A 23763-nucleotide genomic window follows, 5' to 3' on the forward strand; every position below is an offset into this window, starting at 1 on the left:
CCTAACATTGGCCGTTCAACCACCGGATGCCGCGTCACGGCAGTTGCGACACGAACGACGTCGTCGTGCTGCTACGACCCAAGATGTCGCTGGTGAGTATGGCCAACTCCGACAGGATTTCAAAACGTCCCGTAATCCGCAGGAACGGCCGCCCGTCCATGGCGCGACTGTACCCGGCTCACCATTTGTCGTGGTCGAGTGCGGTCAGACGACGGCTCGACGCCAGCCGTCGGCGGCCTGGGCCGCGCGGATCAGCACTTCGCAGAGCTCGCGCAGTTCGGTCGCCTCGGCGCCTTCCTCCAACGCTGTCGCGACATCCTCCGCGGCGCATCGGACCTGGTAGACGCGATCTGATAGGTCGGATGCATCGTCGGCCGACAGCACCACGGCATCGACCGGTAGGGCCGTCACCTCGCCCCGGTTGATGGAGGCCCGCTGCTCGTAGGCCCGCTGCCGGCAAGACTGCCGACAGTATTGTCGGCGCCGACCCATCCCGACGTCGGTAACGTCTCGACCGCACCAGCGGCATGGTTGTGGGTGGGAACGGCGGCTCACGCCTGCCGACTTTAGTCGGCCCCACTGCGCGATCCCGGTATCATTGACGGTCGAGTCGCGTATGCCGCGTGTCGACTCGGGAACTACGCACAACGGCCTAACGTTTGCTATGCGAATAGAATCGCGTCACCGGAGCCTAGAGCTCAGAGCCATTAAAAGGAGTAACAGCCATGGCTGATCGTGTACTGAGGGGCAGTCGCCTCGGAGCCGTGAGCTATGAGACCGACCGCAACCACGACCTGGCGCCCCGCCAGCTCGCGAAGTACCGCACCGAGAACGGCGAGGAATTCGAGGTTCCGTTCGCCGACGACGCCGACATCCCCGGCACCTGGCTGTGCCGCAACGGCATGGAAGGCACTCTGATCGAGGGTGACCTGCCCGAGCCGAAAAAGGTCAAGCCGCCGCGCACCCACTGGGACATGCTGCTGGAGCGCCGCTCCGTCGAAGAACTCGAAGAACTGCTCAAGGAGCGCCTCGAGCTGATCCGCTCGAAGCGACGCGGCTGACCCGGGCGGTGCGCCCGGTCGGCTAGCTGTGGTTGGCCGCGCGAGCGGCCCGAGCGCCGTGCCGGCGGCTCTCAATGCCCCATTTAGCGACCTTCACCAGCGCCTCGCGAATGTTGGACCCACTCATTTTGGAGACGCCGAGTTCGCGCTCGGTGAAGGTGATCGGCACCTCGACGACGATGAATCCGTTGTCCAGGGTGCGCCGGGTCAAATCGATCTGGAAGCAGTAGCCCTTGGAGTCCACGCCGTCGAGATCGATCGCTTCGAGCACCTCGCGGCGGTAGGCCCGGTAGCCGGCGGTGATGTCATGGATGTCGATGTCGAGCGCCAGGCGTGCGTAGGTGTTGGCGGTCCAGGACAGGGCCCAGCGCCGCTTCGGCCAATTTCGCACCGCTCCGCCCTCGACGTAGCGCGAACCGATGGCCAGGTCGGCCCCGGCGTCGACGGCGTCCAGCAGACGGTGCAGCTGTTCGGGTGCGTGACTGCCGTCGGCGTCCATCTCGACGAGGACCGCGTAGCCCCGACTCAAACCCCAGCCGAAACCGGCAAGGTAAGCGGCGCCCAGGCCGTCCTTGGCCGTGCGGTGCATGACGTGGGTGCGACCACCGTCGGCGGCGGCCAGCTCGTCGGCGAGTTCGCCGGTCCCGTCGGGGCTGCCGTCGTCGACGATCAGCACGTGCACATCGGGGCAGGCGTCCGTCAGCCGCCGATGGATCAGGGGTAGGTTCTCCCGCTCATTGAAGGTCGGGATGATAACCAGGACACGCTGGCTTCCACGATTGCCCGGAGCCCGGGTCGCCTGCTCGCCGGTGGTCATTTATCTCCTCTGTGTCGCCCGAGATACCGCGGTTGTCGGCCGCCCTTTTGGTGGAGCGGAGTGTAGTCGCCGTCGGTGTCCGGCGGAGCGTCGTGCGCGGCCGCCAGGACTTCCTCGTCGGGCCCGGGTTCTTCCGGGGCTGCCCCGACGTCTGCCGATTCAGCCGGTGGCCTGGACCGCAGGCGAATCGAACGCGGGAAGCTCCCATTGTGCCGTATTCCGGCCAGAATGACCGCTCCGGCCGCCGCGACCAAGACCCACTGCACAATCGGGGCCCACCGAGTCGCCGGCGTCAGCATCGTCTTGAGGCGCACCTGGATGTCCAGGTAAGCGGGCTGGAAGAAGTCGGTACGGACCAGCTCGGCACCGTCGGGAGCGATCACCGCACTGATCCCGGTGGTACCGGCGACCACGACGTATCGGTCGTGCTCGACGGCGCGCACCTTGGCGAATGCGAGTTGTTGCTCACTCATGCGCTTGTTGAAGGTGGCATTGTTGGCAGGCACCGCCAACAGCTGGGCACCGTTGAGTACGGCCTTGCGCGGCACCCGGTCGAAGATCACCTCCCAGCAGGTGGCCACGCCGACGGGGACGCCGGCGATCTGCACCACGTCCGTGCCCTTGCCGGGGACGAAATTGCCCGCCAGGCCGGCCTTGCTGGACAGATGCTCGAAAAGCCACCGCATGGGCAGGTATTCGCCGAACGGCTGGACGATCTCTTTGTCGTGGCGATCGGCCGGGCCGGTGACCGGATTCCAGACGATGGCGGTGTTGGTGTACTGCTCGGGGCCGGGTCCCTGGTCGTGGCCCGGCACCGCGAGTACCGAACCAATCAGGATCGGCGCGTTGATCGCGTGCGCCGCCTCCGCGATGCGCTGGGCGGCATCGGCGTTGACGAAGGGGTCGATGTCGGAGGAATCCTCAGGCCAGATCACGAACTGGGGTTGCGGGGCCGCCCCCGCCCGGACGTCCTCGGCCAGCCGCAGGGTCTCGTCGACGTGGTTGTCGAGCACCGCGCGCCGTTGTTCGTTGAAGCCGAGGCCGAGCCTGGGCACGTTGCCCTGCACGGCCGCGACCGTGACCGTCGGTTCGCCCCCCGATCCGGCGCCGGAGTGCCGCACCGGTGGCCAGACCATGACCGCGGCGAAGAGCACCAGACAGAAGCAGACGCCGGGCAGCACGACCGCGGGCGGCGGGGCCGCTGCTACGCCGGTCTCGCCGGCCGAGGCGTCGCCGCGCGCGCGGCCGCCGGTCCGCCACCACTTGACGATTTCCAGCGCGATCGCGGTCGCGCTGAAGCCCAGCAGCACGACCCCCATGGAAAGCAGCGCCACCCCGCCGAGCTGGACCAACGGCAGCAGTGGGCCGTCGGCCTGGCCGTAGGCCACCGCGCCCCAGGGAAAGCCGCCGAACGGGACGATCGACTTCAGCCACTCCTGGGCCGTCCACAGCACTGCGAACCAGAGCGGCCACCCGGGCAGTCGACGCACCACGACGGCGAAGAAACCGAACAGGCCGCAGAACAGCGCGCACATCGTGGCCAACGTCAGCCACGGGACGGCGCCGACCAGCAGGCTGATCCATGGCAGCAGCGGGACATAGAACGCGAGCCCGAACAGGAATCCGTAACCGGATCCGCCCGCCAGTGTCGTACCGGGGTGTTTGAGCACCCAGGCCAGCAACGCGGCGGCGACGACGGCCGCCCACCACCAGTTCACCGACGGGAAGCTGGCACACAGCAGCGCTCCACCCCCGATGGTGGCCACCAGCCTCGGCACCCGGGGTGCCAGCGCGGCCCCCACGCCGGGGAGCCGGGCGATCGCCCCCGTGCCCAGCCGCGCTAGTCCGTGGCCGGTGGCGGCGGCCATTCGACGGGCCCGGCCTGCACGGTCGGGCTCCCGCTGGTCGGGCTTCGGCTGGTCGGGTTCCCGCTCTTCCTCGGCTTCGTCGTAATCCTCGGCCGCGTCGTCGACCGGCCGCGGTTCCTCCCTAGCCATGGATAACAGCACCTCGGTGGACGGTGCGCCGGCACCGCGGGAGCTCGTCGTCCGGGTCCAGGCGCGGCAACGCGGGAACCCGCGACCGCGGATCGGTCGACCACCGCTGCACAGTGTCGTCCGGGGCGTGGACGTCGAGGTCTCCGGCGTCCCAGACCGCGTAGGAGGCCGGAGCACCCGGCACCAGGGCGCCCATGTTCTCGTCACGGACACCACACGCGCGCCACCCGCCGCGAGTGGCACCGGCGAAGGCCGCCCGGGCCGATACGCCACTGCCGGCGGTGTGGTGATGGACGGCCGCGCGCACACTCCCCCAGGGGTCAAGCCCGGTCACCGGGGCGTCGGAACCTAGCGCGAGTGGCACGCCTTGGGATGCTAACAGCGCGAGTGGGTTGAGCCGGCTGCCTCGTTCTGGGCCAAGACGGTCGGCATACATGCCGTCGGGACCGCCCCAGCGGGCATCAAAATTGGGCTGAATGCTGGCGATGACGCCCCATGCGCCCAGTTTGGCGGCCTGGTCGGCGGTCACCATCTCCAGGTGCTCCAGCCGGTGCCCGCAGCGGGCGACGGCAACCACCCCGAGGTCGGCGACGACGCGTTCGAACGCGTCGACGGCCGCCGAGACCGCGGCATCGCCGATGACATGGAAGCCCGCCGTCACCTGCGCCTCGGTGCATGCCCGCAGGTGAGCTTCGATGACCTCGGCGTCCAGGTAGCAGGTGCCGACGCGGTCTGGGGCGTCGGTGTAGGGCTCGTGCAGCCAGGCGGTGTGTGAGCCCAGCGCGCCGTCGACGAACAGGTCACCGGCCAGCCCTCGGGCACCGGTCTGCTCCATCAGCGCGCGGGCCTGCGCGGGGGTGGCGACCGCCTCACCCCAATAGCCGATCACCTCGACGCCGTGGTCGAAGGCGTTCAGTTGCAGCCAGTCGTCGAGGCCACCGATGTCGGGTCCCGCGCATTCGTGGACGGAGACGATGCCGGCCGCGGCCGCGGCTCCCAGCGCGGCGGTTCTGGCCTGCGCTAACTGTGCGGGCGTGAGCAGGCCGCGGGCCACGGCCCGGACCAGGTGGTGCGCATCTGCGGCCAGCGGCCGGTCGGCGGTGAAACCGCGCGCGGCCGCCAGGTCTGCAACCAGCGTGCGCAGCCCGGTGGAGGCCAGCGCGGAGTGGACGTCGACGCGAGCCAGGTAGGCCGGCCGGTCACCGACCACCGCGTCGAGCTCGGCCGTGGACGGCGGGCAGTTTTCGGGCCACGACGACTCGTCCCAGCCGTGCCCCCAGATCGGCTCGCCGGGGTGGGCGGCGGCATAGTCGGCAACCATCCGCAGGCACTGCCCGCGCGAGGTGGCCCCCCGCAGATCCAGGCCGCTGAGGGTGAGGCCGGTCGCGGTCACATGGATGTGGCTATCGACGAATCCCGGGGCCACGAAGCCACCCTCGAGGTCCATCACCTCGGCGTCGGGAAATTGCCGGCGACCGACGTCGTCGCTGCCCAGCCACGCGACCACCTCGCCGCGCACCGCCATCGCGGTCGCGTCTGGATGGGTAGGGCTGTGCACCCGCCCGTTGAGCAGCAGCGTGGTCGGAATCGGAATCACAGCGCAAAACTACGTGGAGCAAGAGCCCATCAGTTCGGGCCGGACGCGTAGCGGGGCCCGCCCCAATGGTCGTCGGCGGGGCGGTTCTTCGGCAGCGCGGCCGGCTCGACGTCGTAGACGTCGATGACCTCGCCGTCGATGTAGTCCCCGCGATCGGAGGTGAACTCGGCCATGACCAGCGGCGCCTTTCGCTGGAAACTCCGCAGCGCCATCCTGGTCAATCCGGGCCCGGCGGCCGCACGCACCGGCGGCAGGAGCAGCAACGTACCCAACGCCGTCGTGACGAATCCCGGGGCCAGGACCAGCGCCGTCGCCATCGTCACCAGCGCGCCGTCACCCAGGGTGGTGCGAGGTTCCTTGAGACCGGAGCGCATCCGCCCGATGTCGCGAATCAGCTGAGACCCCGCGATCGGAGCCAGCAGGCCCCAGCCGAGAACGAACGTGACCAGCAGGCCCAGCAGGGTCCAGCCCCACCCGACCGTCCAGACCAGGGCGAAGACCGCCGCCAGTTCAACGACGGCGTAAACGAGTAACAACCGGCTCACCATGTGATGCCAACGTCCGTGCATTGCACTCGAGTTCCCCTGGTGATCGGTGTGGCGGCTGCAGTTAGATGACGATATGACCACGATTGAGATCGATACGCCGGATGGACCGATCGATGCGCTCCTGAACATTCCAGCCGGTGATGGCCCCTGGCCGGGTGTGGTGGTGATCCATGACGCCTTCGGCTACGGCCGTGACAAGGAGCAGACCAACGACCGCATCGCGCGGGCGGGCTATCTCGCGCTTACTCCGAACATGTACGCGCGGGGCGGCCGCATCCGTTGCATCACCCGGGTGATGCGTGAGCTGATGACACAACGTGGCCGCGCTCTCGACGACATTCTTGCGGCCCGCGATCACCTGCTCAAGCGGCCGGATTGCAGCGGGCAGGTTGGGATCGCCGGCTTCTGCATGGGCGGACAGTTTGCACTCGTCATGTCGCCCAAGGGTTTTGGCGCTTCCGCTCCGTTCTACGGCGCTCCCCTGCCCCGGCACCTGAGCGACACGCTGGAGGGGGCGTGCCCGATCGTGGCAAGCTTCGGCGGGCGCGACCCGCTGGGCAAGGGTGCACCTGAGAAGTTGCGCGAAGTGATTGCGGCCAAGCAGATCACCAGTGACGTCAAGGTTTACCCCGACGCCGGGCACAGTTTCGCGAATACGCTTCCCACCCAACCACTGCTGCGCATCGCCGGCTTCGGCTACGACGACGCCGCGACCGAAGACGCCTGGAGCCGCGTCTTCTCATTCTTCGGCGAGCATCTAAAGACGTAGTTTGTCGGACACGATGCCCGCGAAGGTGTGGGTGTCGCCGGGCCAACGCGCCGAGATGTAGTTGCCGTCGTCGACGACGAACGCGGGCCGCGAGTCGGTCGCCGTGTCCCGCGCTATCCCGGACGACTTGCGCCGCCAGTGCGGCGTACCGCGTGTGACGTCGCGGAAATCCGTCGGATCTTCAAGCGCGCGTGTGACTTCCGACTGCACGGACATGTAGCCCTGCACCTGGCCGGGCGCTTCGGTGTAGGTCCGGTAGTAATCGGGATCCCAGAATCGGGTGATCCGGGTCAGCCGCCAGGCCAACCGCTCCATCGCCCAGGTGAGCGCCGTGGTCTTGCGTCCGTAGAGCACCGAGCGACCCGTGTTGGGATCGACACTGCGCGCGGCCAGCAGCACACCGTGACAAATCGCCGCCACGATCATGTCGCGGGCAAAGGCCTCGACGACGAGGCGCTGCAGGATGTCGCTGTCGATGTAGCTACGCATCCCGCGGGCGCGATGACCGCCGGGCAGCAGCACCGCGTCGACGCCGTCCAGCGTGGCCGCAGTCCAGCTGACGGAATGCCGATGCTCCGGTGAATCCAGCATGGCGGCGTAGGCGTCGCGACCGTTCTTGTCGGCGCGCAGTGCCAGCCCGATGAATGGCAGTGCGCCCAGTACCGGCAGCGCGGACCAGATGTCCAGTCCTCGACCGGTCACCATGATGTCGTCTGCCACGCCGGGCGCGCCGCTTTCGGTCGCGAAGATCACTCGGTGACCGTTGTCGGTCAAGACCCGCCAGCTGACGGCGACCTCGGTCGGGTCGAAGTCACGGTCCGGGATCGGGATGAGCACCGTACTCATCAGCGCCCTGCGGCCTTCCTAGCCTTGGGCAACTCGGAGTTCGAGGCCGATGTTGCTTTCCATACCGCCGCGCAGCTTGCTGAAGAAGTTGAAGACCCTGCCAACGATGCCGTAGCGCTTGCCGATCGCGTCGTAAACGGCGCCGGTGTCCGACTTGTCGAGCAGGGCCGCGGTGCCCTCGACCGCCTCGCTGGTCGGGCGACCACGCATGGTGCAGGTCGCCATCGTCACGCGGGGTGTATTACGAATCCGCTTGACCTTCCAGGAGTTTGCCTGCGTGATCACTAGCAGGCGGTCCCGGTCCGGAGCGGTCCAGATCGGGGTTGGCTTGGCTCGACCGTCCTTGGTGAAGGTGGTCAGCAGGATGTATTGCGCCTTGGCGAGGTCGGCAAAAGTGGGCGTCACGGTCTCAACCTACCTGTGAACGTTGACATTCTCAGCAGTCAGCTGCCATGGTGTTAAGTGAAAACATTGTTTTCGTTTAAGCATCTGTCGCGACGACCCGAGCGAGGACCCGCGTGCGCGATCCGAACACGCCCATGGCATGGCTGCCGTTCTCGATCAACGAGGCAGCGCTGACCGGCTCCGACGCCGACGATGTCGACCTGTCCCAGGCGTGGTCGTATCTGCAGGACCGACTGGGCGACGCGGCGCGGATCGTGCAATCGGACCCGGCCGGCCGAAATCGGGTCGACCTCGCAGCGGGAATGCGCCACCTGCTGGTGCTGCTCACCGCCGGCATTCACCAGGTGCTGCGGTTCGATCCCGATCCCATCCTGTGTGTGCAACGCACCAGCACCGACGATCTCGTGACCTGGGGAATGGAGTGCCCGGACTGCATCTACACCAGCGCCGTGCTACGCGGGGGTGAAAGTTATCGGTTGTTCGGCAATCGGGGCACCGCACGCTACGTCGGTCTGCAGACGATGAACGGCATCGTCGCAACCGCCAACGAACTGGTCGACGAACTCGAGGTGGATGCCGACGGGGACTTCGAGGTGGTGCTGTCCGCTGCGGAGCAGTCGGCGGGCAATTGGATGCGGCTCGACGGCGATAATCCGACATTGACGGTGCGCCACTTCTTCTACGACTGGAACACCGAAGTCGCGTCGTCGTTGCGCATCGAACGGATCGGCGACCCGGTGGGGGCAGCCGGCCGCGCGGTCGATCCGGCGCTGGCTTTGTCACGCCAGCTGATCGCCCTCGGCGATTTCGTGCAGGACAACCTCGCGTTCTTTCTGCAGTTCGGCGCCGCGGCACCGACGAACGGATTCCTGCCGCCGATCGACCGCTCCGATATCGGCGCGGCCGCCGAAAACCGGCCGGTGATCGGCCGGTGGGAGCTGGGCCCGGGTGAGGCACTGATCGTGGAATCCGAACCGCCCGAAGGGATTTACTGGAGTTTCTCGATCGGCAATCCGTGGTGGGAGACGATTCATTACGGTCGTCATCAATCCAGCCTGAATGCCTTCCAGGCTGCCGTGGATTCCGACGGTCTGGTACGGGTGGTGCTGTGCTCGCAAGACCCGGGCGTCGCGAATTGGCTTGACACCGCAGGCTTCAGCAATGGGCCGATCATCTTGCGTTGCGTACGAACCAAAACGGCGCCGACGCCGTCGACGCGAGTCGTGCCGTTCGACGACATTCACGCGGCGTTGCCCCCGGACACCGCAATGGTGACGCCCGAGCAGCGCGCGGGCATCATCGCGGCGCGCCGCACCGCCGTGCGAGAAAGGTTCGACCAATGACGTTTGACGCCGACGATTTGGAAACCGGCGCCCGCGCCGCAACAGGTCTCGACGATTTCGGATCCTCGTACTACCGCGAGGGACTCGACCGTATCGTCGACGCGCTGAACACCGAGGCTGACCTCAACGAGATCGGCGCGGTCATCCAGCACGCGACCATCAGCAACGCGTTGATTCAGCGTCTGAAAATCGAGGACACCTACCGACAACATCCCGAGATCGACGACCAGGTGGTCGACGGCCCGGTGTTCGTGATCGGCCTGCCTCGCACGGGCACCACGGCATTGAGCCAACTGATCGCCGCCGATCCGCAATTCCGGTCGCTGCGGACGTGGGAATCTCAGGCGCCCACCCCGCCGCCGGAGGCCGCGACACAGCACACCGATCCGCGAATCGCGCAGGCCGAGGCGGGCCTGAAGATGCTCGACGACATGTTTCCGTTGATGAAGACGATGCACAACTCCGAAGCGACGGCCGCGACCGAATGCCAGGACCTGATGGGAATGAGCTTTCGTACCTTCCACTTTGACGGCGCGGTGCGCGCCCCCGGATATCTGGCGTGGCTGATGGACTGCGACATGCGCGAGACGTACATCTTTCACCGGCGGGTGTTGCGCCTGTTGCAATGGCACTGCCCGCCGACCCTGTGGCACCTCAAGACCCCGGTGCACATGTTCGCGCTCGACGCGCTCGTCGAGGCCTACCCGAACGCCAAATTCCTGTGGAGTCACCGCGATCCGGCCAAGGTGCTGGGTTCGGTGTGCAGCCTGATCCAGTACGTCCGCAGCTGGAGCAGCGATCGCAACGATCCGCATGAGCTGGGCGCCGAGCAACTCGACAGCTGGGTCGAAGCCGTCCGGCGAGCAATGGATTTCCGTTCCCGAATGGGGAATGACCGCTTCGCCGACGTCTCCTTCGCCGATTTGCAAACCGATCCGGTGCGCACGCTGCAGGCCGGTTACGAACGCCTGGGGCTGAGCTTCACCGACGCCGCGTCGAACGCGGTCAGGCGATGGGCCGAAGGGCACAAACCCGGCTCGCGCGGCGCGCATGACTATGACCTCGCCGAGTACGGCCTGACATCGGAAGGGGTTCGCGAACGCTTCGCGGACTACCGCGCCGCCTACGATGCGACCGCCTGACAGCGCGAGCGCTCCTCGAACCCGGCGCCGCGACAAGCTGGAGCCGGATCCGGCGGTGCGCCGCGAGATCCTGGCGGCCGCGTCGGCGACCCTGCGCGAGCAGGGGGTTCCCGGCTTGAGCATTGCCGCGGTGCTGGACCGCGCCAAGTTGAGTACCCGCGCCTTCTACCGGCATTTCGACTCGAAGGACGAACTGGTCGCGGCGGTGTTCCTGGAGACCGCCCGCGCGGAGAGGCGACGGTTGCAACGGCGAATGTCGGGCGCCGCCACGGAGATTGAAGCGGTCGCTGCCTGGATCGACGGGCGGCTCGACCTGGCGTTCGACGACAACATCAAATCCGATTTGCGGCGGCTGTCGCTGGAAGCGCAATCGCAAACCTCGATCTCCCCCAGCCTGATTCAGCCCGCGTACGCCGAGATGCTCAAGCCGCTCAGCGATGCGTTGCGGCGGGGATTGCAGGCCGGGGTGTTCCACCACATCGACCCGGTCAACGACGCGGAGTTCATCCAGGGCGTGGTGTGGGCAAGCATCAACCGGCAGTGGCGAACCGGCGATTGCGACCGCACCGAAGTCCGCGGCGACGCGCTCCGGTTCTGCTTACGTGCGTTGGGCGTAGCCCTCGCTGCGATCAACCAGACCTGTTCAACGACTGACTGAGGGAGTATCGATGGACCTGGGTTTTGCCGGATCGACGGCGGTGGTGACCGGTGGCAGCAAAGGGATGGGACTGGCCATCGCCGAAACGCTTGCGGCCGAAGGTGCCAGCGTGGCGGTGATGGCACGGAGCCGGGAAGCGCTCAATGCCGCGGTGGAATCGCTTCTGGAAGCCGGGGCTCCCGACGCCGTGGGAATCAGCGTGGACATGCGTGACGCGGAATCGATCGCCAACGGTTTCGCCGCCGTTTCCGAGCGCTGGGGTCGACTCAACAGCCTGGTCCACACCATCGGACCGGGCGACGGTTACTTCGAGCAGATGGACGACACGCAATGGGACGAGGCGTTCACGCTGGGCACCATGTCGGGCGTGCGGTCGATTCGCGCGGCGTTGCCACTGCTGCGCGCGGCGGACTGGGCCCGCATCGTGACGCTGTCCGCGCACTCCATTCAACGGCAGAACCCACGCATCGTGGCCTACACCGCGTCCAAGGCGGCGTTGGCCAGCGTCACCAAGAATCTGTCGAAAAGCCTTGCCGCCGATGGCATCTTGGTCAACTGTGTGTGTCCGGGAACCATCGTGACAGCCAGCTTCACCGAAAACCTGAAGGACATCCTGGCGGCCGACGGCCTGGACGCCACCGACCCGCACGACGTCATGACCTGGATCGACAACAACTTTCATCAACCCTGCGACCTTGGTCGCGCCGGGCTTCCAGAAGAGGTCGCGTCCATCACCGCCTACTTGGCCTCCCGGCGCAACGGCTACGTCACCGGGGCGACGGTGAACGTGGACGGCGGATCCGACTTCATCTAGCGGGCCGCATCAGCTCTCCAAGTCACCCTCGGTCTCCAGCAGCGCCTGGCGCAGCCCGTCCAGGGTTTGCTGCGTCGGCTCGGCCCACATGCCGCGCCCGGCCGCCTCCAGCAGCCGTTCGGCCATGCCGTGCAGCGCCCACGGGTTGGACTCCGTCATGAATTTGCGGTTCTCCGCATCCAGCACGTAGCGCTCGGTCAGCTGCTCGTACATCCAGTCCGCCATCACCCCGGCGGTGGCGTCGTAGCCGAAGAGGTAGTCGACGGTGGCCGCCATCTCGAATGCGCCCTTGTAGCCGTGCCGGCGCATCGCGGCCATCCAGCGGGGGTTGACCACCCGGGCGCGAAACACCCGCGTGGTCTCCTCGGACAGCGTGCGGGTGCGGATCGCGTCGGGTCGGGTGTTGTCGCCGATGTAGGCGGCGGGCGCCGTGCCGGTCAGCGCGCGCACGGTGGCGACCATGCCGCCGTGGTACTGGAAATAGTCGTCGGAGTCGGCGATGTCGTGCTCGCGGGTGTCGGTGTTCTTGGCGGCCACAACAATTCGCCGGTACTGGCGGTTCATGTCGTCGACCGCCTCGCGACCGTCGAGGTCGCGTCCGTAAGCGAACCCGCCCCAGGCCGTGTACACCTGGGCGAGGTCGGCGTCGTCGCGCCAGTTCCGGCTGTCGATAAGCTGCAGCAGCCCCGCGCCATACGTGCCCGGTTTAGAACCGAAAATCCTTGTGGTAGCGCGCCGTTGGTCGCCATGCTGGGACAGGTCGGCCTGCGCGTGCGCTCGGACGTAGTTGGCCTCGACGGGCTCGTCGAGTCCGGCGACCAAGCACACCGCGTCGTCAAGCATCGTGACGACATGCGGGAATGCGTCGCGGAAGAATCCCGAAATGCGCACCGTCACGTCGATGCGCGGGCGGTCCAGCTCGGCCAACGAAATGGGCGTGAGTCCGACGACCCGGCGCGATGCGTCGTCCCAGACCGGCCGAACGCCCAGCAGCGCAAGCACTTCGGCGATGTCGTCGCCGGAGGTGCGCATCGCCGAGGTGCCCCACACCGACAGCCCGACCGATTGCGGCCACTCTCCATGGTCGTTGCGATACCGGTCCAGCAGGGAATCCGCCAGCGCGACACCGGCTTCCCAGGCCAGCCGCGACGGCACCGCCTTGGGGTCGACGGAGTAGAAGTTGCGGCCGGTGGGCAGCACATTGACCAGGCCGCGCAGCGGGGAACCGGACGGTCCTGCCGGTATGAACCGGCCGTCGAGTGCCCGCAACACCTGGTCGATTTCGGCTGCGGTGCCGGCCAGCCGGGGCACTACTTCGGTGGCCGCGAATCGCAGCACCGTGGCCACGTCGGCGTTGTCGGTGATCGTGTCGGCGACATCGGGGTCCCAGCCGCCGGCTTGCAGCGATGCGACCAATTCGCGGGCGAGGGCCTCGGTTTGATCGACCGTCGTCCGCTCGTCGGTGCCGTCTTCGGCAAGACCGAGTGCTTGTCGCAAACCGGGGATCGCCTGCTCGCCACCGAACAGCTGGCGGGCTCGAAGAATGGCGAGTACCAGGTTGAGTTCTGCTTCCCCGGTGGGCTTTTGCCCGAGGATGTGCAGCCCGTCGCGGATCTGGACATCCTTGATCTCACACAGCCAGCCGTCGACGTGCAGCAGCATGTCGTCGAACGAGTCTTCTTCGGGCCGTTCGGTCAGGCCCAGATCATGGTCCATCTTGGCGGCCCGGATCAGCGTCCAGATCTGCTGGCGGATGGCGGGCAGCTTGCCGGGATCCAGGGCGGCGACGTTGGCGTGCTCGTCGAGCAGTTGCTCCAAACGGGCGATGTCGCCGTAGCTTTCGGCACGGGCCATCGGCGGAATCAGATGGTCGACGAGCACCGCGTGCGCCCGGCGCTTGGCCTGAGTGCCCTCGCCGGGATCGTTGACGAGGAACGGGTAAATCAGCGGCAGGTTGCCCAGTGCGGCGTCGGATCCGCAAGCCGCCGACATGCCCAGCGTCTTTCCCGGCAGCCACTCCAGGTTTCCGTGCTTGCCCAGGTGCACCACCGCGTGCGATCCGAATCCGGCGTCGAGCCAGCGGTAGGCGGCCAGATAGTGGTGACTCGGTGGCAGGTCCGGATCGTGATAGATGGCAACAGGGTTCTCGCCGAACCCGCGCGGCGGCTGTACCAGCAGTACCAGGTTGTCGGATTGCATTGCGGCGATGACGATCTCACCGTCGGGATCGTGGCTGCGATCGACGAACAACTCTCCGGGCGCCGCGCCCCAATGGGTTTCGACGGCCTCGCGGAATTCTTCCGGCAAGGTAGCGAACCAGGCGCGGTAGTCCGAGGCCGAAATCCTGACGGGGTTGCCGGCCAGCTTCTCTTCGGTCAGCCAGTCGGGGTCTTGCCCACCGCGTTCGATCAGCGCGTGGACCAGCGCGTCGCCGTCGTTGGCGTCGATTCCGGGCAGATCGCCGACCCGGTAGCCGCGGTCGCGCATCGCCCGCACCAAGGCCACCGCGCTGGCCGGGGTGTCCAGTCCCACCGCGTTGCCGATGCGGGCGTGCTTGGTGGGATACGCCGAGAACACCAGGGCCACCCGCTTGTCGGCGGGAGCGACGTGTCGCAGCTGCGCGTGCCGGATGGCCAGGCCCGCGACCCGCGCACAACGTTCGGCGTCGGCCGCATAAGAGATCAGCCCGTCGTCGTCGATCTCTTTGAACGAGAACGGAACCGTGATGATGCGCCCGTCGAACTCGGGCACCGCCACCTGAGTGGCCACATCGAGCGGGGACAGACCGTCGTCGTTCTGGCTCCACTGATCCCGCGAGGTCGTCAGGCACAGCCCCTGCAAGATCGGAATATCAAGGGCGGCAAGGTGTTCGACGTTCCAGCTGTCGTCGTCCCCACCGGCCGACACGGTCGCGGGCTTGAGTCCCCCGGCGGCCAGCACCGTGACCACCATGGCGTCGGCCTCGCCGAGCCGTTGCAGCAGCTCGGGCTCGGCGGTACGCAGCGACGCGCAGTAGACGGGCAGCGGTCGTCCGCCGGCTTCCTCGATCGCCGTGCACAGCGCGTCGATGTAGGCGGTGTTGCCGGCCAGATGTTGCGCGCGGTAGTAGAGCACCGCGATCGTGGGGCCCGACGTCTGCTGCGGCGCAGGCCGCTCGAGTTCGCCCCAGGTCGGGGTCACCACCGGCTCGGTGAAGCCGACTCCGGTCATCAGTACGGTGTCGGACAGGAAGGCGTGCAGCTGGCGCAGGTTCTCCACGCCACCGTGCGCCAGGTAGATGTGCGCCTGCACCGCGATTCCGGCGGCCAGGGTGGACAGTCCGGTCAACTCGGCGTCGGCGGCCTGCTCGCCGCTGACCAGGATCGCCGGAATGCCACTTGCGATGACGGTGTCGATGCCGCTTTGCCAGGCGCGATAGCCGCCGAGGATCCGGACCACCACAATTTCCGCGCCGGCTAACAGGTCGGGCAGCTCTTCATCGGATAGCCGCGCGGGGTTGGCCCACCGATAGTTTTTTCCGCTGGAACGCGCGCTGATCAAGTCGGTGTCGGATGTCGACAGCAGGACGATCGTCGGCTCAGCCACCCATCATTCGTACCGTAACGCGACCGGTGGGCGGACAGCGCCCGCTCAGGTCCCGGTACAGATGCTGATGAAACGTATCGGCGCGCAGATGCTGACCCAGACGTGCGGCCGTGGGCCGGACCACGCCGGGGGAGGCGGCGGGGGTGGCGGAGCAGCCGGGGGTGCCGGAGGCGGGCCCTGCGCGGCGACGACGCACGTGTTGGTTGGCGCGTCGTAGACGGTCCCTTCGCCACATTGGGCCGCTCGACTTATCGCCGGCGACATCGCCGTCGCGGTAACGGCGAGCGCGAACGCGGCCGGGAGGATGAGTGCTAAGCGATTCGCTATCCCGAACATCACAGCCCTCCGTGCGGACCAATTCCCCCCTCAGCAAACATTGCCACAAATGGCGCTGGGCCGCGCGTGTTCATGCTGTTTTCAATTGAGTACAGCCACGATTCGTGCGGCGACCTCGCCGGTCACGTTTGCCGGCTCGGCCGCGTGGTAGCGATCGGCGGCCGGGTCGTACGCCGCCCCGGCGATCGACCCGTGATCGGCCGCCAACTCCACCAGCTGCGCGGGCCACCCGACCCCTGCGAGCTGGGCGGCGAAGTCGCGGCTGGCCGTCACCGGAACCACGTCGTCGTCCCGGCCATGCAGCAAGGTGAACGGCGGACCGCTCCGGCCGGGAGTCAGTTCGTCGCCCGGGAGGCGACCCGTGATCGGGTCGGGGGCCGTGAAAGCGCCTGCCAGACAGACAGTATGGGTCAGTCGGACATCCCGGCAAGCAAGGGTCAGACCTGCCGCCGCAAGGCCGCCCATTGACCACCCGACGAGCACGAAGCGGTCGCTGCGCTGCTGCATGAATTCGACCGATCCCAACAAGTCCGCGCGGCCACCGTCGCGGGAGTGGGAATCCCAATCCACCACCACGACCGTGGCACCGTGGCCGGCCAGCAAGCGGGCCAGTGGCCGGACGACGGCGCGGGCATTGGCCTGCATGCCGTGCCATACGAGAACTGCCGGTTGATTCGGGTCACCGAAGACATCGGCCAAGCGTCCCGGGGCGTACTCCATCGTCTGCATTACCGGAGGGTGCCCAGCGCGACCCGCGGCAAATCTTCTGTCGGTGGCCGTCGCTACGATCGAAAGTATGTTCGATGGCTTGCAGGACACAGCTGAGCTGGCGCGCGCTGACGACGCGACCGTGGTCGCGGCGATCGGGGATTGGACGCGAGCCGAAGCCGCCGCTTCGTCGCGCCGGCTGGCGGCCATTGCCGAACTGGTGCGCCGCCACGCGATGGGCCCCGTCGACCATGCCATGTGGTCGTGTGACAACTGGGATGCGATGGCCGCCGAAGTCGCTGCTGCACAAGGCATTAGCCACGGCACGGCGTCCGGTCAGATGTATCTGGCTGTCGCACTGCGCGACCGGCTACCGCAAGTAGCTGCCCTCTTCTATGACGGCGCAATCGGCGCGCGGTTGGTCGCGGCCATCGTGTGGCACACGGATTTGATCAAGGATCCGGACACACTGCGACTGGTCGATACGGCACTGGCCAAGAATGCGGCCCGATATGGGCCGCTGTCGGCGAACAAGACGGCACAGGCCATCGACGCGATCGTCGACCGCTACGACCCCGGTGCCTTGCGGCGGATCCGGGCGGCCGCGCGCAGCCGCGACTTGGTGGTCGACCTGGCAAACGACGAGTCGGGAACCGCCGCGGTGTGGGGTCGGCTGTATGCCACCGACGCCGCGGCTTTGGACAGACGCCTCCTGGACATGGCCCTCGCTGTCTGCGACGACGACCCGCGCACCCTCGCGCAGCGCCGGGCCGATGCGTTGGGCGCGCTCGCCGCGGGAGCGCAGCGGCTCCGCTGCGGCTGCGACAACGCCGAATGCGCGGCGCGCCCAGAGTGCGACGAGCGCGCGACGGGTGTCGTCATCCACGTCGTCGCCGAGGCATCGGCGTTGGAGAGTGAACCCGCAACCTCGGGCGTCAACCGGCCCTCCGCGTTGATCGCCGGTGGCGGAACGGTTCCCGCGCCACGGCTGGCCGAGCTCGCCCGGGAGGGTGCGAAGGTGCGGCCGTTGCGTCATCCCGGCAACGACATCGCGGCCGAGTCGAGTTATCGCCCCTCGGCGGCGCTAGACGCATTTGTGCGATGCCGCGACCTGACCTGTCGATTCCCTAATTGCGATCGTCCCGCCGAGATCTGCGACATCGACCATACGATCCCCTATCCGTTCGGCCCCACGCATCCGTCAAATCTCAAGTGCCTGTGCCGAAAACATCATCTGCTCAAGACTTTTTGGACGGCCTGGCGCGACGAGCAGAGCCCGGACGGAGCGGTTGTCTGGACTTCGCCCAGTGGGCACACCTACACCACCCGGCCCGGCAGTCGCCTGCTGTTTCCGACGCTGTGCGTGTCAACAGGCGAATTACCCAGCGCGCCAAGCGCTGACGATCGGCTCGGCTGCCGCGGGGTGATGATGCCCCAGCGGCGGCGCTCCCGAGAGCAAGATCGCCTCTGCCGCATCAACGCCGAGCGTTCCCTCAACGCCGCTCACGTCGCCGAACGAAATCAAGCGCCGCCGTTCTGAATCTCCCTTAACGTGGAGACGTGGACCGAACCCGAGACAGCGATGCCTGCCCCGGTGCGCTGCAGGTGCATCAGGCCGCCGACGGCGCTCTGGTGCGCGTGCGACTGCCCGGCGGGATGATCACTGCCGCGCAGCTGGCGGCGCTGGCCGGCCTGTCCAGCGGCTTCGGCTCGGGAACCTTGGAACTGACCGCGCGCGGCAACGTGCAGTTGCGCGCGATCACCGACGTGGCGGCCGTCGCTGAGGGCATCGCCGAGGCCGGGCTGCTGCCGTCCGCGACGCACGAACGGGTGCGAAACATCGTCGCCTCGCCGCTGTCCGGGCGCGCGGGCGGACGTACGGACGTGCGGGCCTGGGTGAGCGCGCTGGATGCGGCGATCTGCGCCGAGCCCACGCTGGTGGATCTGGGCGGCCGGTTTTGGTTCAGCATCGACGACGGCCGTGGCGACGTGTCCGGACTGGGCGCCGACGTCGGCGTGCACGTGTGCGAGGACGGGTACGCGCTACTGCTGATGGGACGCGACACCGGCCTGCGTATGACGGCCGACGACGTGGTCACCACGCTGGTCGGGGTCGCCGTCCGGTTCACCGAAATACGCGAAAGTGCTTGGCGTATCAATGAACTGGACGACATCGAAGATCTAGTGCCCGGCGCCGATTTCGGTGCCGCCCCGGTTGCGCCGGTCTCCAAACCACCGGTGGGCTGGATAGCCCAGGACCGGCCAGGTCAGGAAGGCCGGGTTGCGTTGGGCGCCGCGGTACCGCTGGGTGTGCTGCCCGCGCAAGTCGCGGAGTATCTCGCCGTGATCGAGGCCCCGATGGTGATCACGCCGTGGCGCTCGGTGCTGGTGTGCGACCTCGACGAGGGCGTGGCCGACGCCGCGCTGCGGGTGCTGGCACCGCTGGGTCTGGTGTTCGACGAGAACTCCCCCTGGCTCGACATCAGCGCCTGCACGGGCAGCCCGGGCTGCGCGCGCTCGGCCACGGACGTGCGGGCGGACGCGGCGAACCTTGTCGGGACGGATTCGTCGGTGCATCGTCACTACGTCGGCTGCGAACGCGCCTGCGGCAGCCCGCCGACCGGACAGGTGCTGGTCGCTACCGGCGACGGATACCGGCTGCTTCGGCCGTAGGGTGAGCAGGTGCTCGACTACATCCGCGACGCGGCGGAGATCTATCGCCAGTCGTTCGCGATCATCCGCGCCGAAGCCGACTTGGCCCGATTCCCCGCCGATGTGGCGCAGGTCGTCGTCCGGTTGATCCATACCTGCGGGCAGGTCGACGTCGCCGAGCATGTGGCCTTCACCCGGGACGTGGTGGCGCGGACCGGCGCCGCACTGCGAGATGGCGCTCCCGTGCTGTGCGACTCGTCGATGGTGGCCGCCGGGATCACCAAAGCACGGTTGCCCGCCGGAAACCAGGTCGTGTCGTTGGTGGCCGACCCTCGCGCACCCGAGTTGGCCGCGCGACGACAGATCACCCGCTCCGCGGCGGGCGTGGAACTGTGGGCCGACCGGCTCGACGGCGCGGTGTTGGCCATCGGCAATGCGCCAACCGCGCTGTTCCGGCTGCTCGAGCTGATCGACGAGGGCGCCGCGGCGCCGGTGGCGGTGCTGGGTGGACCGGTGGGATTCGTCGGCTCGGCACAGTCCAAGGTGGAGCTGATCGAACGCCCACGCGGGATGTCGTATCTGGTGGTGCGGGGCCGCCGCGGCGGCAGCGCGATGGCCGCCGCCGCCGTCAACGCAATCGCGAGCGACACCGAATGACCACCCGGGGCACGCTGTGGGGCGTCGGCCTGGGCCCCGGCGATCCGGAGCTGGTGACCGTCAAGGCGGCGCGGGTGATCGGCGAGGCTGACGTCGTCGCCTACCACAGCGCCCGGCACGGCCGCAGCATCGCCCGCGGCATCGCCGAACCGTATCTGCGGCCAGGTCAGATCGAGGAGCACCTCGTCTATCCGGTGACCACCGAAGTGACCGATCATCCCGGCGGCTACGCCGGGGCGATCGAGGACTTCTATATCGAGGCCACCCAGCGCATCGCCGGGCACCTCGACGCGGGGCGCAATGTGGCGCTGCTGGCCGAAGGCGATCCGCTGTTCTACAGCTCGTATATGCATCTGCACACCCGGCTGACACAGCGGTTCGACGCCGTCATAGTGCCCGGCGTGACATCGGTAAGCGCCGCGTCGGCGGCCGTCGCAACCCCACTGGTGGCCGGCGACGAGGTGCTGACGGTGCTGCCGGGAACCCTGCCCGTCGCCGAGCTGACCCGCCGGCTCGCCGACGCGGACGCCGCTGTGGTGCTCAAGCTGGGTCGTTCGTATCACGCTGTGCGGGAAGCTCTTTCGGCATCCGGGCGACTGGGCGAAGCGTTCTACGTGGAGCGGGCCAGCACTGCCGCGCAACGGATCTCGCCGGCCGCCGACGTCGACGAGGCCAGCGTGCCCTACTTCTCCCTGGCCATGCTGCCGGGCGGACGCCGGTTCGAGGAACGCTCGCCGGTCGGGGGGGTCGCCGTCGTGGGACTGGGCCCGGGAGACCACGACTGGATGACGCCACAGAGCCGGCGAGAGCTGGCCGCCGCGACCGACCTGATCGGCTACGGCAACTACCTCGATCGCGTCCCGGTGCGCGACGGGCAGCAGCGCCACCCCAGCGATAACACCGACGAACCCGCGCGGGCCCGCCTGGCCTGCGCGCTGGCCGAACAGGGCCGCGCGGTGGCGGTGGTGTCGTCGGGCGATCCGGGCGTGTTCGCGATGGCCACCGCCGTGCTGGAAGAGGCCAAACAATGGCCCGGCGTCCAGGTGCGCGTGATCCCGGCGATGACCGCGGCGCAGGCCGTCGCCAGCCGCGTCGGTGCGCCGCTGGGTCACGACTATGCGGTGCTGTCGCTGTCGGATCGGCTCAAGCCGTGGGACGTGATCGAGACGCGCCTGACGGCCGCGGCGGCGGCCGATCTGGTGCTGGCCATCTACAACCCGGCGTCCAAGAGCCGGACCTGGCAGGTCGGCGCCATGCGAGACATCCTGCTGACCCATCGCGAACCGGGAACGCCGGTGGTCATCGGCCGCAACGTGTCCGGTCCCGACGAGAACGTCCGCGTGGTGCGGCTCGCCGACCTTGATCCGGCCGACGTCGACATGCGCTGCCTGCTGATCGTTGGGTCGTCTCAAACCCAGTGGTACACAGACGATTCCGGTGACAAGGTGTTCACGCCGCGGCGCTACCCGGGCTAGTCGCTACCCCAGCTGCTCGGCAGCATCGGCACGGACGGACCGTCATTCAGCTGGTCACCGGTCAGCGTCGTCAGTCCTGCGGCGTGGTCCGCGCCGGATTTGGCTGCGGCACCGGCGAATCCGAGCGGCCCGGCGCCGGACCCCCCGGCCGTGGTGACGGGCTCCTCGTCGGGGCCGGGGGCCACGTCCTCGAGGTCCATGTACTCGTAGCGGTAGGCCTTGTCCTTCGCGGTTCCGCCGCGACGGCGGCGGGCCTTCACTTTCTGCTTTCCGGCAGCCGACGCGGCGGCTGCCGGGGCGTCGGCATCGTCCGGCGCCGGCTCCTCGGTCTTGCGGCGGGACCGGTTCCGCGCGCTGGCGCTCCCCGAAAGTCCGGACAGCCCAACGGCGTACAGCGCGTCAGACAGGCCCGCGCCGAGTCCGGTCGTGCTGGTCGGGCCGAAGCCGACGCCGGGTGGGGCGCCGGCCGGCGGGGCGCCGCTCGCCGGGGCGGCGGTCGCGGAAGCGGGGGCAGGCGCGGGGGCGGTGGCGCTCGAACTGGTCGGCACATTGCCGAATCCCGCTGGGGCCGGCGTGGTGGGCATCGGCGTCGGTGCCATTGCGGGCAACGGCGGCTGGATCGCCAGGGGAACCGCGGTGCTCACCGCAATCGCCGCGGCGCCCGCTGCTGCCCCGGCAGCGCCGGCCGCGGCGACGACCATCATGGCCGGGATGGCGACGACGGCCAGTTGAACCGCCACCTGAATGAACGGCCAGAAGATCATCAGCGTGTGGAAGATGGCCCAGCCCATGGCGCTGGCCAGCGTGGGCGACAGCCCCAACTGCGTGAAGAAGGAGGCGAGGCTGTTGACCCAGGGCACCGGCGGGAAGGGCCAGCCGCCGGGGTTGAGGTCCTTGGACACCGGCCACGCAAAACTGGTCGTGTACTGCCGAATCCACGCCTCGAGCTGATCCATCCAGGACGGGTACTGCTGCGCCGCCGTGGTCGCTTGCTGCTGGGTGGTCGACGTGTTGGCGGCCGCCACCATGATCTGCGGCGCGGGCGTCGACGGCGGCACCGCGGCGAGCGCGGATTCGCTGACGGCCTCGTAGGTGCTCATCGTCGTGGCGGCCTGCACCCACATCCGCGCATAGTCGGCCTCGTTCACGGCGATCGGGATCGTGTTGATGCCGAAGAAGTTCGTCGCGACCAGGGCGCCGTGAATCGCGTGGTTCGCGGCGAGCTCGCCCATCGTGGGCATGGCGGCCAGCGCGGCGGTGTAGGCGCCGGCGGCCGTTTCGTGCAACGCAGCCGCGGCCGTGCTGTCCGCGGAGCTGGTCAGCAGCCAGGTCAGATACGGGGCGTGGGCGGCGACGTACTGCTGCGCGCTCGGGCCTTGCCACTCTCCGGCCTGCACCGCACCGAGCAGCCCGGTGAGTTCGTCGGCGGCGTCGGCGTATTCGGTGCTCAGCGCCGACCACGCACCGGCCGCGGCCAACAGTGGCCCCGGCCCGGGCCCACTGCTCAACAGCGTGGAATGCACCTCTGGTGGAAACGCGAGCCAGACGGGGGCGGTCATTGAAGCGGGCCTTCCGGGGCGATGTGGGCTGTGCTTAGTGGTCGTCGCGCCGCGCGATTTAGTTCCCACCGGGTTTCTTCTTTGCGCGCGGCGCACGCATGCGCAACGATGCAGGGATGCGGTGTGATGTTGCGCGTGAAGCGCTTTCCGCCCGATTGGACGGCGAGCGAACAGACGTGCCCGTCCAGCAGGTGGATGCCCATCTGGAGACGTGCCGCGGGTGCCGCACCTGGTTGATCGGCGCGGCCACGCAGACTCGTCGGCTGGCCTCGATCGAGCCCGGTGACGGCCCGGACCTGGTCGCGCGGATCATGGCGAGCATCGACGAGGACCCCGCAGCACGTCATGGCTGGATGCGTGCCGTACGGGCGCGCTACGCGCGGTGGGGACTCATCGCGGTGGGTGCCTTTCAGGTAGTGCTCGCGGCTGCTCAGATTGGCGGAGTGAACTTCGGCATGGTGTCGCATCACATGCACGGCGCGATGTCCGGCGAGCACCTGCTGCACGAGTCCACGGCCTGGTTGCTGGCGTTGGGGACAGCCATGATCGCGGCCGGCGTCTGGCCCGTGATGGCGACCGGCGTAGCGGCGATAGCGGGTGCGTATTCCCTAGGGCTGATCTGTTACGTGGCCGCCGACGCCCTGGACGGCCAGGTGACCGCGACGCGCGTCGCAAGTCACGTGCCCGTGCTGCTGGGGCTGGCGTTCGCGGTGCTGGTGGCGCGCGAACGAACCGGCGGTCGCGGGTCAGGCGAGTCCGACTTCGACGCTTTCGAAGGCCAGCTGCCCGCCAGT

Annotated in this window: 19 protein-coding genes and 2 pseudogenes; 11 read left to right on the forward strand and 10 right to left on the reverse strand. The window is 68.2% G+C overall.

The window, feature by feature from the left end:
* Positions 1-34 precede the first annotated feature (34 nt).
* Positions 35-160: a hypothetical protein gene (locus tag MJO58_RS15720; RefSeq protein ID WP_259608707.1), complete on the reverse strand. Its 126-nt coding sequence runs from the start codon at positions 158-160 to the stop codon at positions 35-37.
* Between the two features lie 44 nt (positions 161-204).
* Positions 205-555 carry a hypothetical protein gene (locus tag MJO58_RS15725; protein ID WP_090603106.1) on the reverse strand — a complete coding sequence of 117 codons (351 nt, stop codon included), beginning with the start codon at positions 553-555 and terminating at the stop codon, positions 205-207.
* A gap of 170 nt (positions 556-725) precedes the next feature.
* Here MJO58_RS15725 and rbpA point away from each other — a divergent pair, with 170 nt between their 5' ends.
* Positions 726-1061 carry an RNA polymerase-binding protein RbpA gene (rbpA, locus tag MJO58_RS15730; protein WP_090603109.1) on the forward strand — a complete coding sequence of 112 codons (336 nt, stop codon included), beginning with the start codon at positions 726-728 and terminating at the stop codon, positions 1059-1061.
* Here rbpA and lnt read toward each other — a convergent pair.
* The 3 genes and pseudogenes from lnt to MJO58_RS15745 form a co-directional block, all read right to left on the reverse strand.
* Positions 1029-3746, reverse strand: a pseudogene (lnt, locus tag MJO58_RS15735) (apolipoprotein N-acyltransferase); the annotation flags it as partial. The gene rbpA and the pseudogene lnt sit on opposite strands and share 33 nt — an antisense overlap.
* Before the next feature lie 121 nt (positions 3747-3867).
* Positions 3868-5400 (reverse strand): amidohydrolase, encoded by a 1533-nt coding sequence (locus MJO58_RS15740; protein ID WP_239723304.1) that lies wholly within the window; start codon positions 5398-5400, stop codon positions 3868-3870.
* A gap of 101 nt (positions 5401-5501) precedes the next feature.
* Complete coding sequence (locus tag MJO58_RS15745) at positions 5502-6020, reverse strand: FxsA family protein (RefSeq protein WP_239719988.1); 519 nt, start codon at positions 6018-6020, stop codon at positions 5502-5504.
* 73 nt (positions 6021-6093) lie between these two features.
* On the opposite strand from MJO58_RS15745, the gene MJO58_RS15750 reads away from it, so the two are divergent.
* Complete coding sequence (locus tag MJO58_RS15750) at positions 6094-6789, forward strand: dienelactone hydrolase family protein (RefSeq protein ID WP_239719989.1); 696 nt, start codon at positions 6094-6096, stop codon at positions 6787-6789.
* Here MJO58_RS15750 and MJO58_RS15755 read toward each other — a convergent pair.
* Together MJO58_RS15755 and MJO58_RS15760 are read right to left on the reverse strand one after the other, a co-directional pair.
* Positions 6778-7635: a type 1 glutamine amidotransferase domain-containing protein gene (locus MJO58_RS15755; RefSeq protein ID WP_239719990.1), complete on the reverse strand. Its 858-nt coding sequence runs from the start codon at positions 7633-7635 to the stop codon at positions 6778-6780. The two genes, MJO58_RS15750 and MJO58_RS15755, sit on opposite strands and share 12 nt — an antisense overlap.
* Positions 7636-7653: 18 nt before the next feature.
* The gene (locus MJO58_RS15760; RefSeq protein WP_090603121.1) at positions 7654-8040 is read right to left on the reverse strand and encodes a PPOX class F420-dependent oxidoreductase; all 387 of its coding nucleotides are present in this window, start codon (positions 8038-8040) and stop codon (positions 7654-7656) included.
* A gap of 134 nt (positions 8041-8174) precedes the next feature.
* Here MJO58_RS15760 and MJO58_RS15765 point away from each other — a divergent pair, with 134 nt between their 5' ends.
* From MJO58_RS15765 to MJO58_RS15780, 4 genes are read left to right on the forward strand one after another with little or no spacing between them, the layout of a single operon-like run.
* Positions 8175-9383, forward strand: coding sequence for a hypothetical protein (locus tag MJO58_RS15765; protein WP_239723305.1), 1209 nt, complete (start codon positions 8175-8177; stop codon positions 9381-9383).
* Complete coding sequence (locus MJO58_RS15770) at positions 9380-10525, forward strand: sulfotransferase family protein (protein ID WP_239719991.1); 1146 nt, start codon at positions 9380-9382, stop codon at positions 10523-10525. The genes MJO58_RS15765 and MJO58_RS15770 overlap by 4 nt, the downstream gene beginning before the upstream one ends.
* Entirely contained in the window at positions 10512-11183 is a 672-nt protein-coding gene (locus MJO58_RS15775) for a TetR/AcrR family transcriptional regulator (RefSeq protein WP_239719992.1), read from the forward strand. The genes MJO58_RS15770 and MJO58_RS15775 overlap by 14 nt, the downstream gene beginning before the upstream one ends.
* 10 nt (positions 11184-11193) lie before the next feature.
* Positions 11194-11997, forward strand: coding sequence for an SDR family NAD(P)-dependent oxidoreductase (locus tag MJO58_RS15780; RefSeq protein WP_239719993.1), 804 nt, complete (start codon positions 11194-11196; stop codon positions 11995-11997).
* Positions 11998-12006: 9 nt separating this feature from the next.
* Here MJO58_RS15780 and cobN read toward each other — a convergent pair whose 3' ends face one another.
* The gene (gene cobN, locus MJO58_RS15785; RefSeq protein ID WP_239719994.1) at positions 12007-15582 is read right to left on the reverse strand and encodes a cobaltochelatase subunit CobN; all 3576 of its coding nucleotides are present in this window, start codon (positions 15580-15582) and stop codon (positions 12007-12009) included.
* 417 nt (positions 15583-15999) lie between these two features.
* Positions 16000-16647 (reverse strand): alpha/beta hydrolase, encoded by a 648-nt coding sequence (locus MJO58_RS15790; protein WP_239719995.1) that lies wholly within the window; start codon positions 16645-16647, stop codon positions 16000-16002.
* 67 nt (positions 16648-16714) lie between these two features.
* On the opposite strand from MJO58_RS15790, the gene MJO58_RS15795 reads away from it, so the two are divergent.
* Genes MJO58_RS15795 through MJO58_RS15810 form a run of 4 tightly spaced genes read left to right on the forward strand, consistent with a single transcriptional unit; the run spans position 16715 to position 21410 of the window.
* Positions 16715-18166 (forward strand): HNH endonuclease signature motif containing protein, encoded by a 1452-nt coding sequence (locus MJO58_RS15795; RefSeq protein WP_239719996.1) that lies wholly within the window; start codon positions 16715-16717, stop codon positions 18164-18166.
* 20 nt (positions 18167-18186) lie between these two features.
* Positions 18187-19299, forward strand: coding sequence for a precorrin-3B synthase (gene cobG, locus MJO58_RS15800; RefSeq protein WP_239719998.1), 1113 nt, complete (start codon positions 18187-18189; stop codon positions 19297-19299).
* Positions 19300-19308: 9 nt separating this feature from the next.
* Positions 19309-19935 carry a precorrin-8X methylmutase gene (locus tag MJO58_RS15805; protein WP_239720000.1) on the forward strand — a complete coding sequence of 209 codons (627 nt, stop codon included), beginning with the start codon at positions 19309-19311 and terminating at the stop codon, positions 19933-19935.
* Positions 19932-21410, forward strand: a complete 1479-nt coding sequence (locus MJO58_RS15810) for a precorrin-2 C(20)-methyltransferase (protein ID WP_239720002.1) — start codon at positions 19932-19934, stop codon at positions 21408-21410. The genes MJO58_RS15805 and MJO58_RS15810 overlap by 4 nt, the downstream gene beginning before the upstream one ends.
* On the opposite strand, the gene MJO58_RS15815 is transcribed toward MJO58_RS15810, so the two are convergent.
* Complete coding sequence (locus MJO58_RS15815) at positions 21407-22969, reverse strand: PPE family protein (RefSeq protein WP_239720003.1); 1563 nt, start codon at positions 22967-22969, stop codon at positions 21407-21409. The two genes, MJO58_RS15810 and MJO58_RS15815, sit on opposite strands and share 4 nt — an antisense overlap.
* 116 nt (positions 22970-23085) lie before the next feature.
* On the opposite strand from MJO58_RS15815, the pseudogene MJO58_RS15820 reads away from it, so the two are divergent.
* A pseudogene (locus MJO58_RS15820) lies at positions 23086-23703 on the forward strand (DUF2275 domain-containing protein); the annotation flags it as partial.
* Between the last annotated feature and the right edge of the window lie 60 nt (positions 23704-23763).

This window comes from Mycobacterium lentiflavum (assembly GCF_022374895.2).
Lineage (GTDB): Bacteria > Actinomycetota > Actinomycetes > Mycobacteriales > Mycobacteriaceae > Mycobacterium > Mycobacterium lentiflavum.

Excerpts from the sequence above, each read along its gene's own strand:
- MJO58_RS15720 (WP_259608707.1), bottom strand. The coding sequence starts at position 160 with ATGGACGGGCGGCCGTTCCTGCGGATTACGGGACGTTTTGAAATCCTG.
- rbpA (WP_090603109.1), top strand. The coding sequence starts at position 726 with ATGGCTGATCGTGTACTGAGGGGCAGTCGCCTCGGAGCCGTGAGCTAT.
- MJO58_RS15740 (WP_239723304.1), bottom strand. The coding sequence starts at position 5,400 with ATGGCGGTGCGCGGCGAGGTGGTCGCGTGGCTGGGCAGCGACGACGTC.
- MJO58_RS15745 (WP_239719988.1), bottom strand. The coding sequence starts at position 6,020 with ATGGTGAGCCGGTTGTTACTCGTTTACGCCGTCGTTGAACTGGCGGCG.
- MJO58_RS15750 (WP_239719989.1), top strand. The coding sequence starts at position 6,094 with ATGACCACGATTGAGATCGATACGCCGGATGGACCGATCGATGCGCTC.
- MJO58_RS15755 (WP_239719990.1), bottom strand. The coding sequence starts at position 7,635 with ATGAGTACGGTGCTCATCCCGATCCCGGACCGTGACTTCGACCCGACC.
- MJO58_RS15765 (WP_239723305.1), top strand. The coding sequence starts at position 8,175 with ATGGCATGGCTGCCGTTCTCGATCAACGAGGCAGCGCTGACCGGCTCC.
- MJO58_RS15770 (WP_239719991.1), top strand. The coding sequence starts at position 9,380 with ATGACGTTTGACGCCGACGATTTGGAAACCGGCGCCCGCGCCGCAACA.
- MJO58_RS15775 (WP_239719992.1), top strand. The coding sequence starts at position 10,512 with ATGCGACCGCCTGACAGCGCGAGCGCTCCTCGAACCCGGCGCCGCGAC.
- MJO58_RS15780 (WP_239719993.1), top strand. The coding sequence starts at position 11,194 with ATGGACCTGGGTTTTGCCGGATCGACGGCGGTGGTGACCGGTGGCAGC.
- MJO58_RS15790 (WP_239719995.1), bottom strand. The coding sequence starts at position 16,647 with ATGCAGACGATGGAGTACGCCCCGGGACGCTTGGCCGATGTCTTCGGT.
- MJO58_RS15795 (WP_239719996.1), top strand. The coding sequence starts at position 16,715 with ATGTTCGATGGCTTGCAGGACACAGCTGAGCTGGCGCGCGCTGACGAC.
- MJO58_RS15810 (WP_239720002.1), top strand. The coding sequence starts at position 19,932 with ATGACCACCCGGGGCACGCTGTGGGGCGTCGGCCTGGGCCCCGGCGAT.
- MJO58_RS15815 (WP_239720003.1), bottom strand. The coding sequence starts at position 22,969 with ATGACCGCCCCCGTCTGGCTCGCGTTTCCACCAGAGGTGCATTCCACG.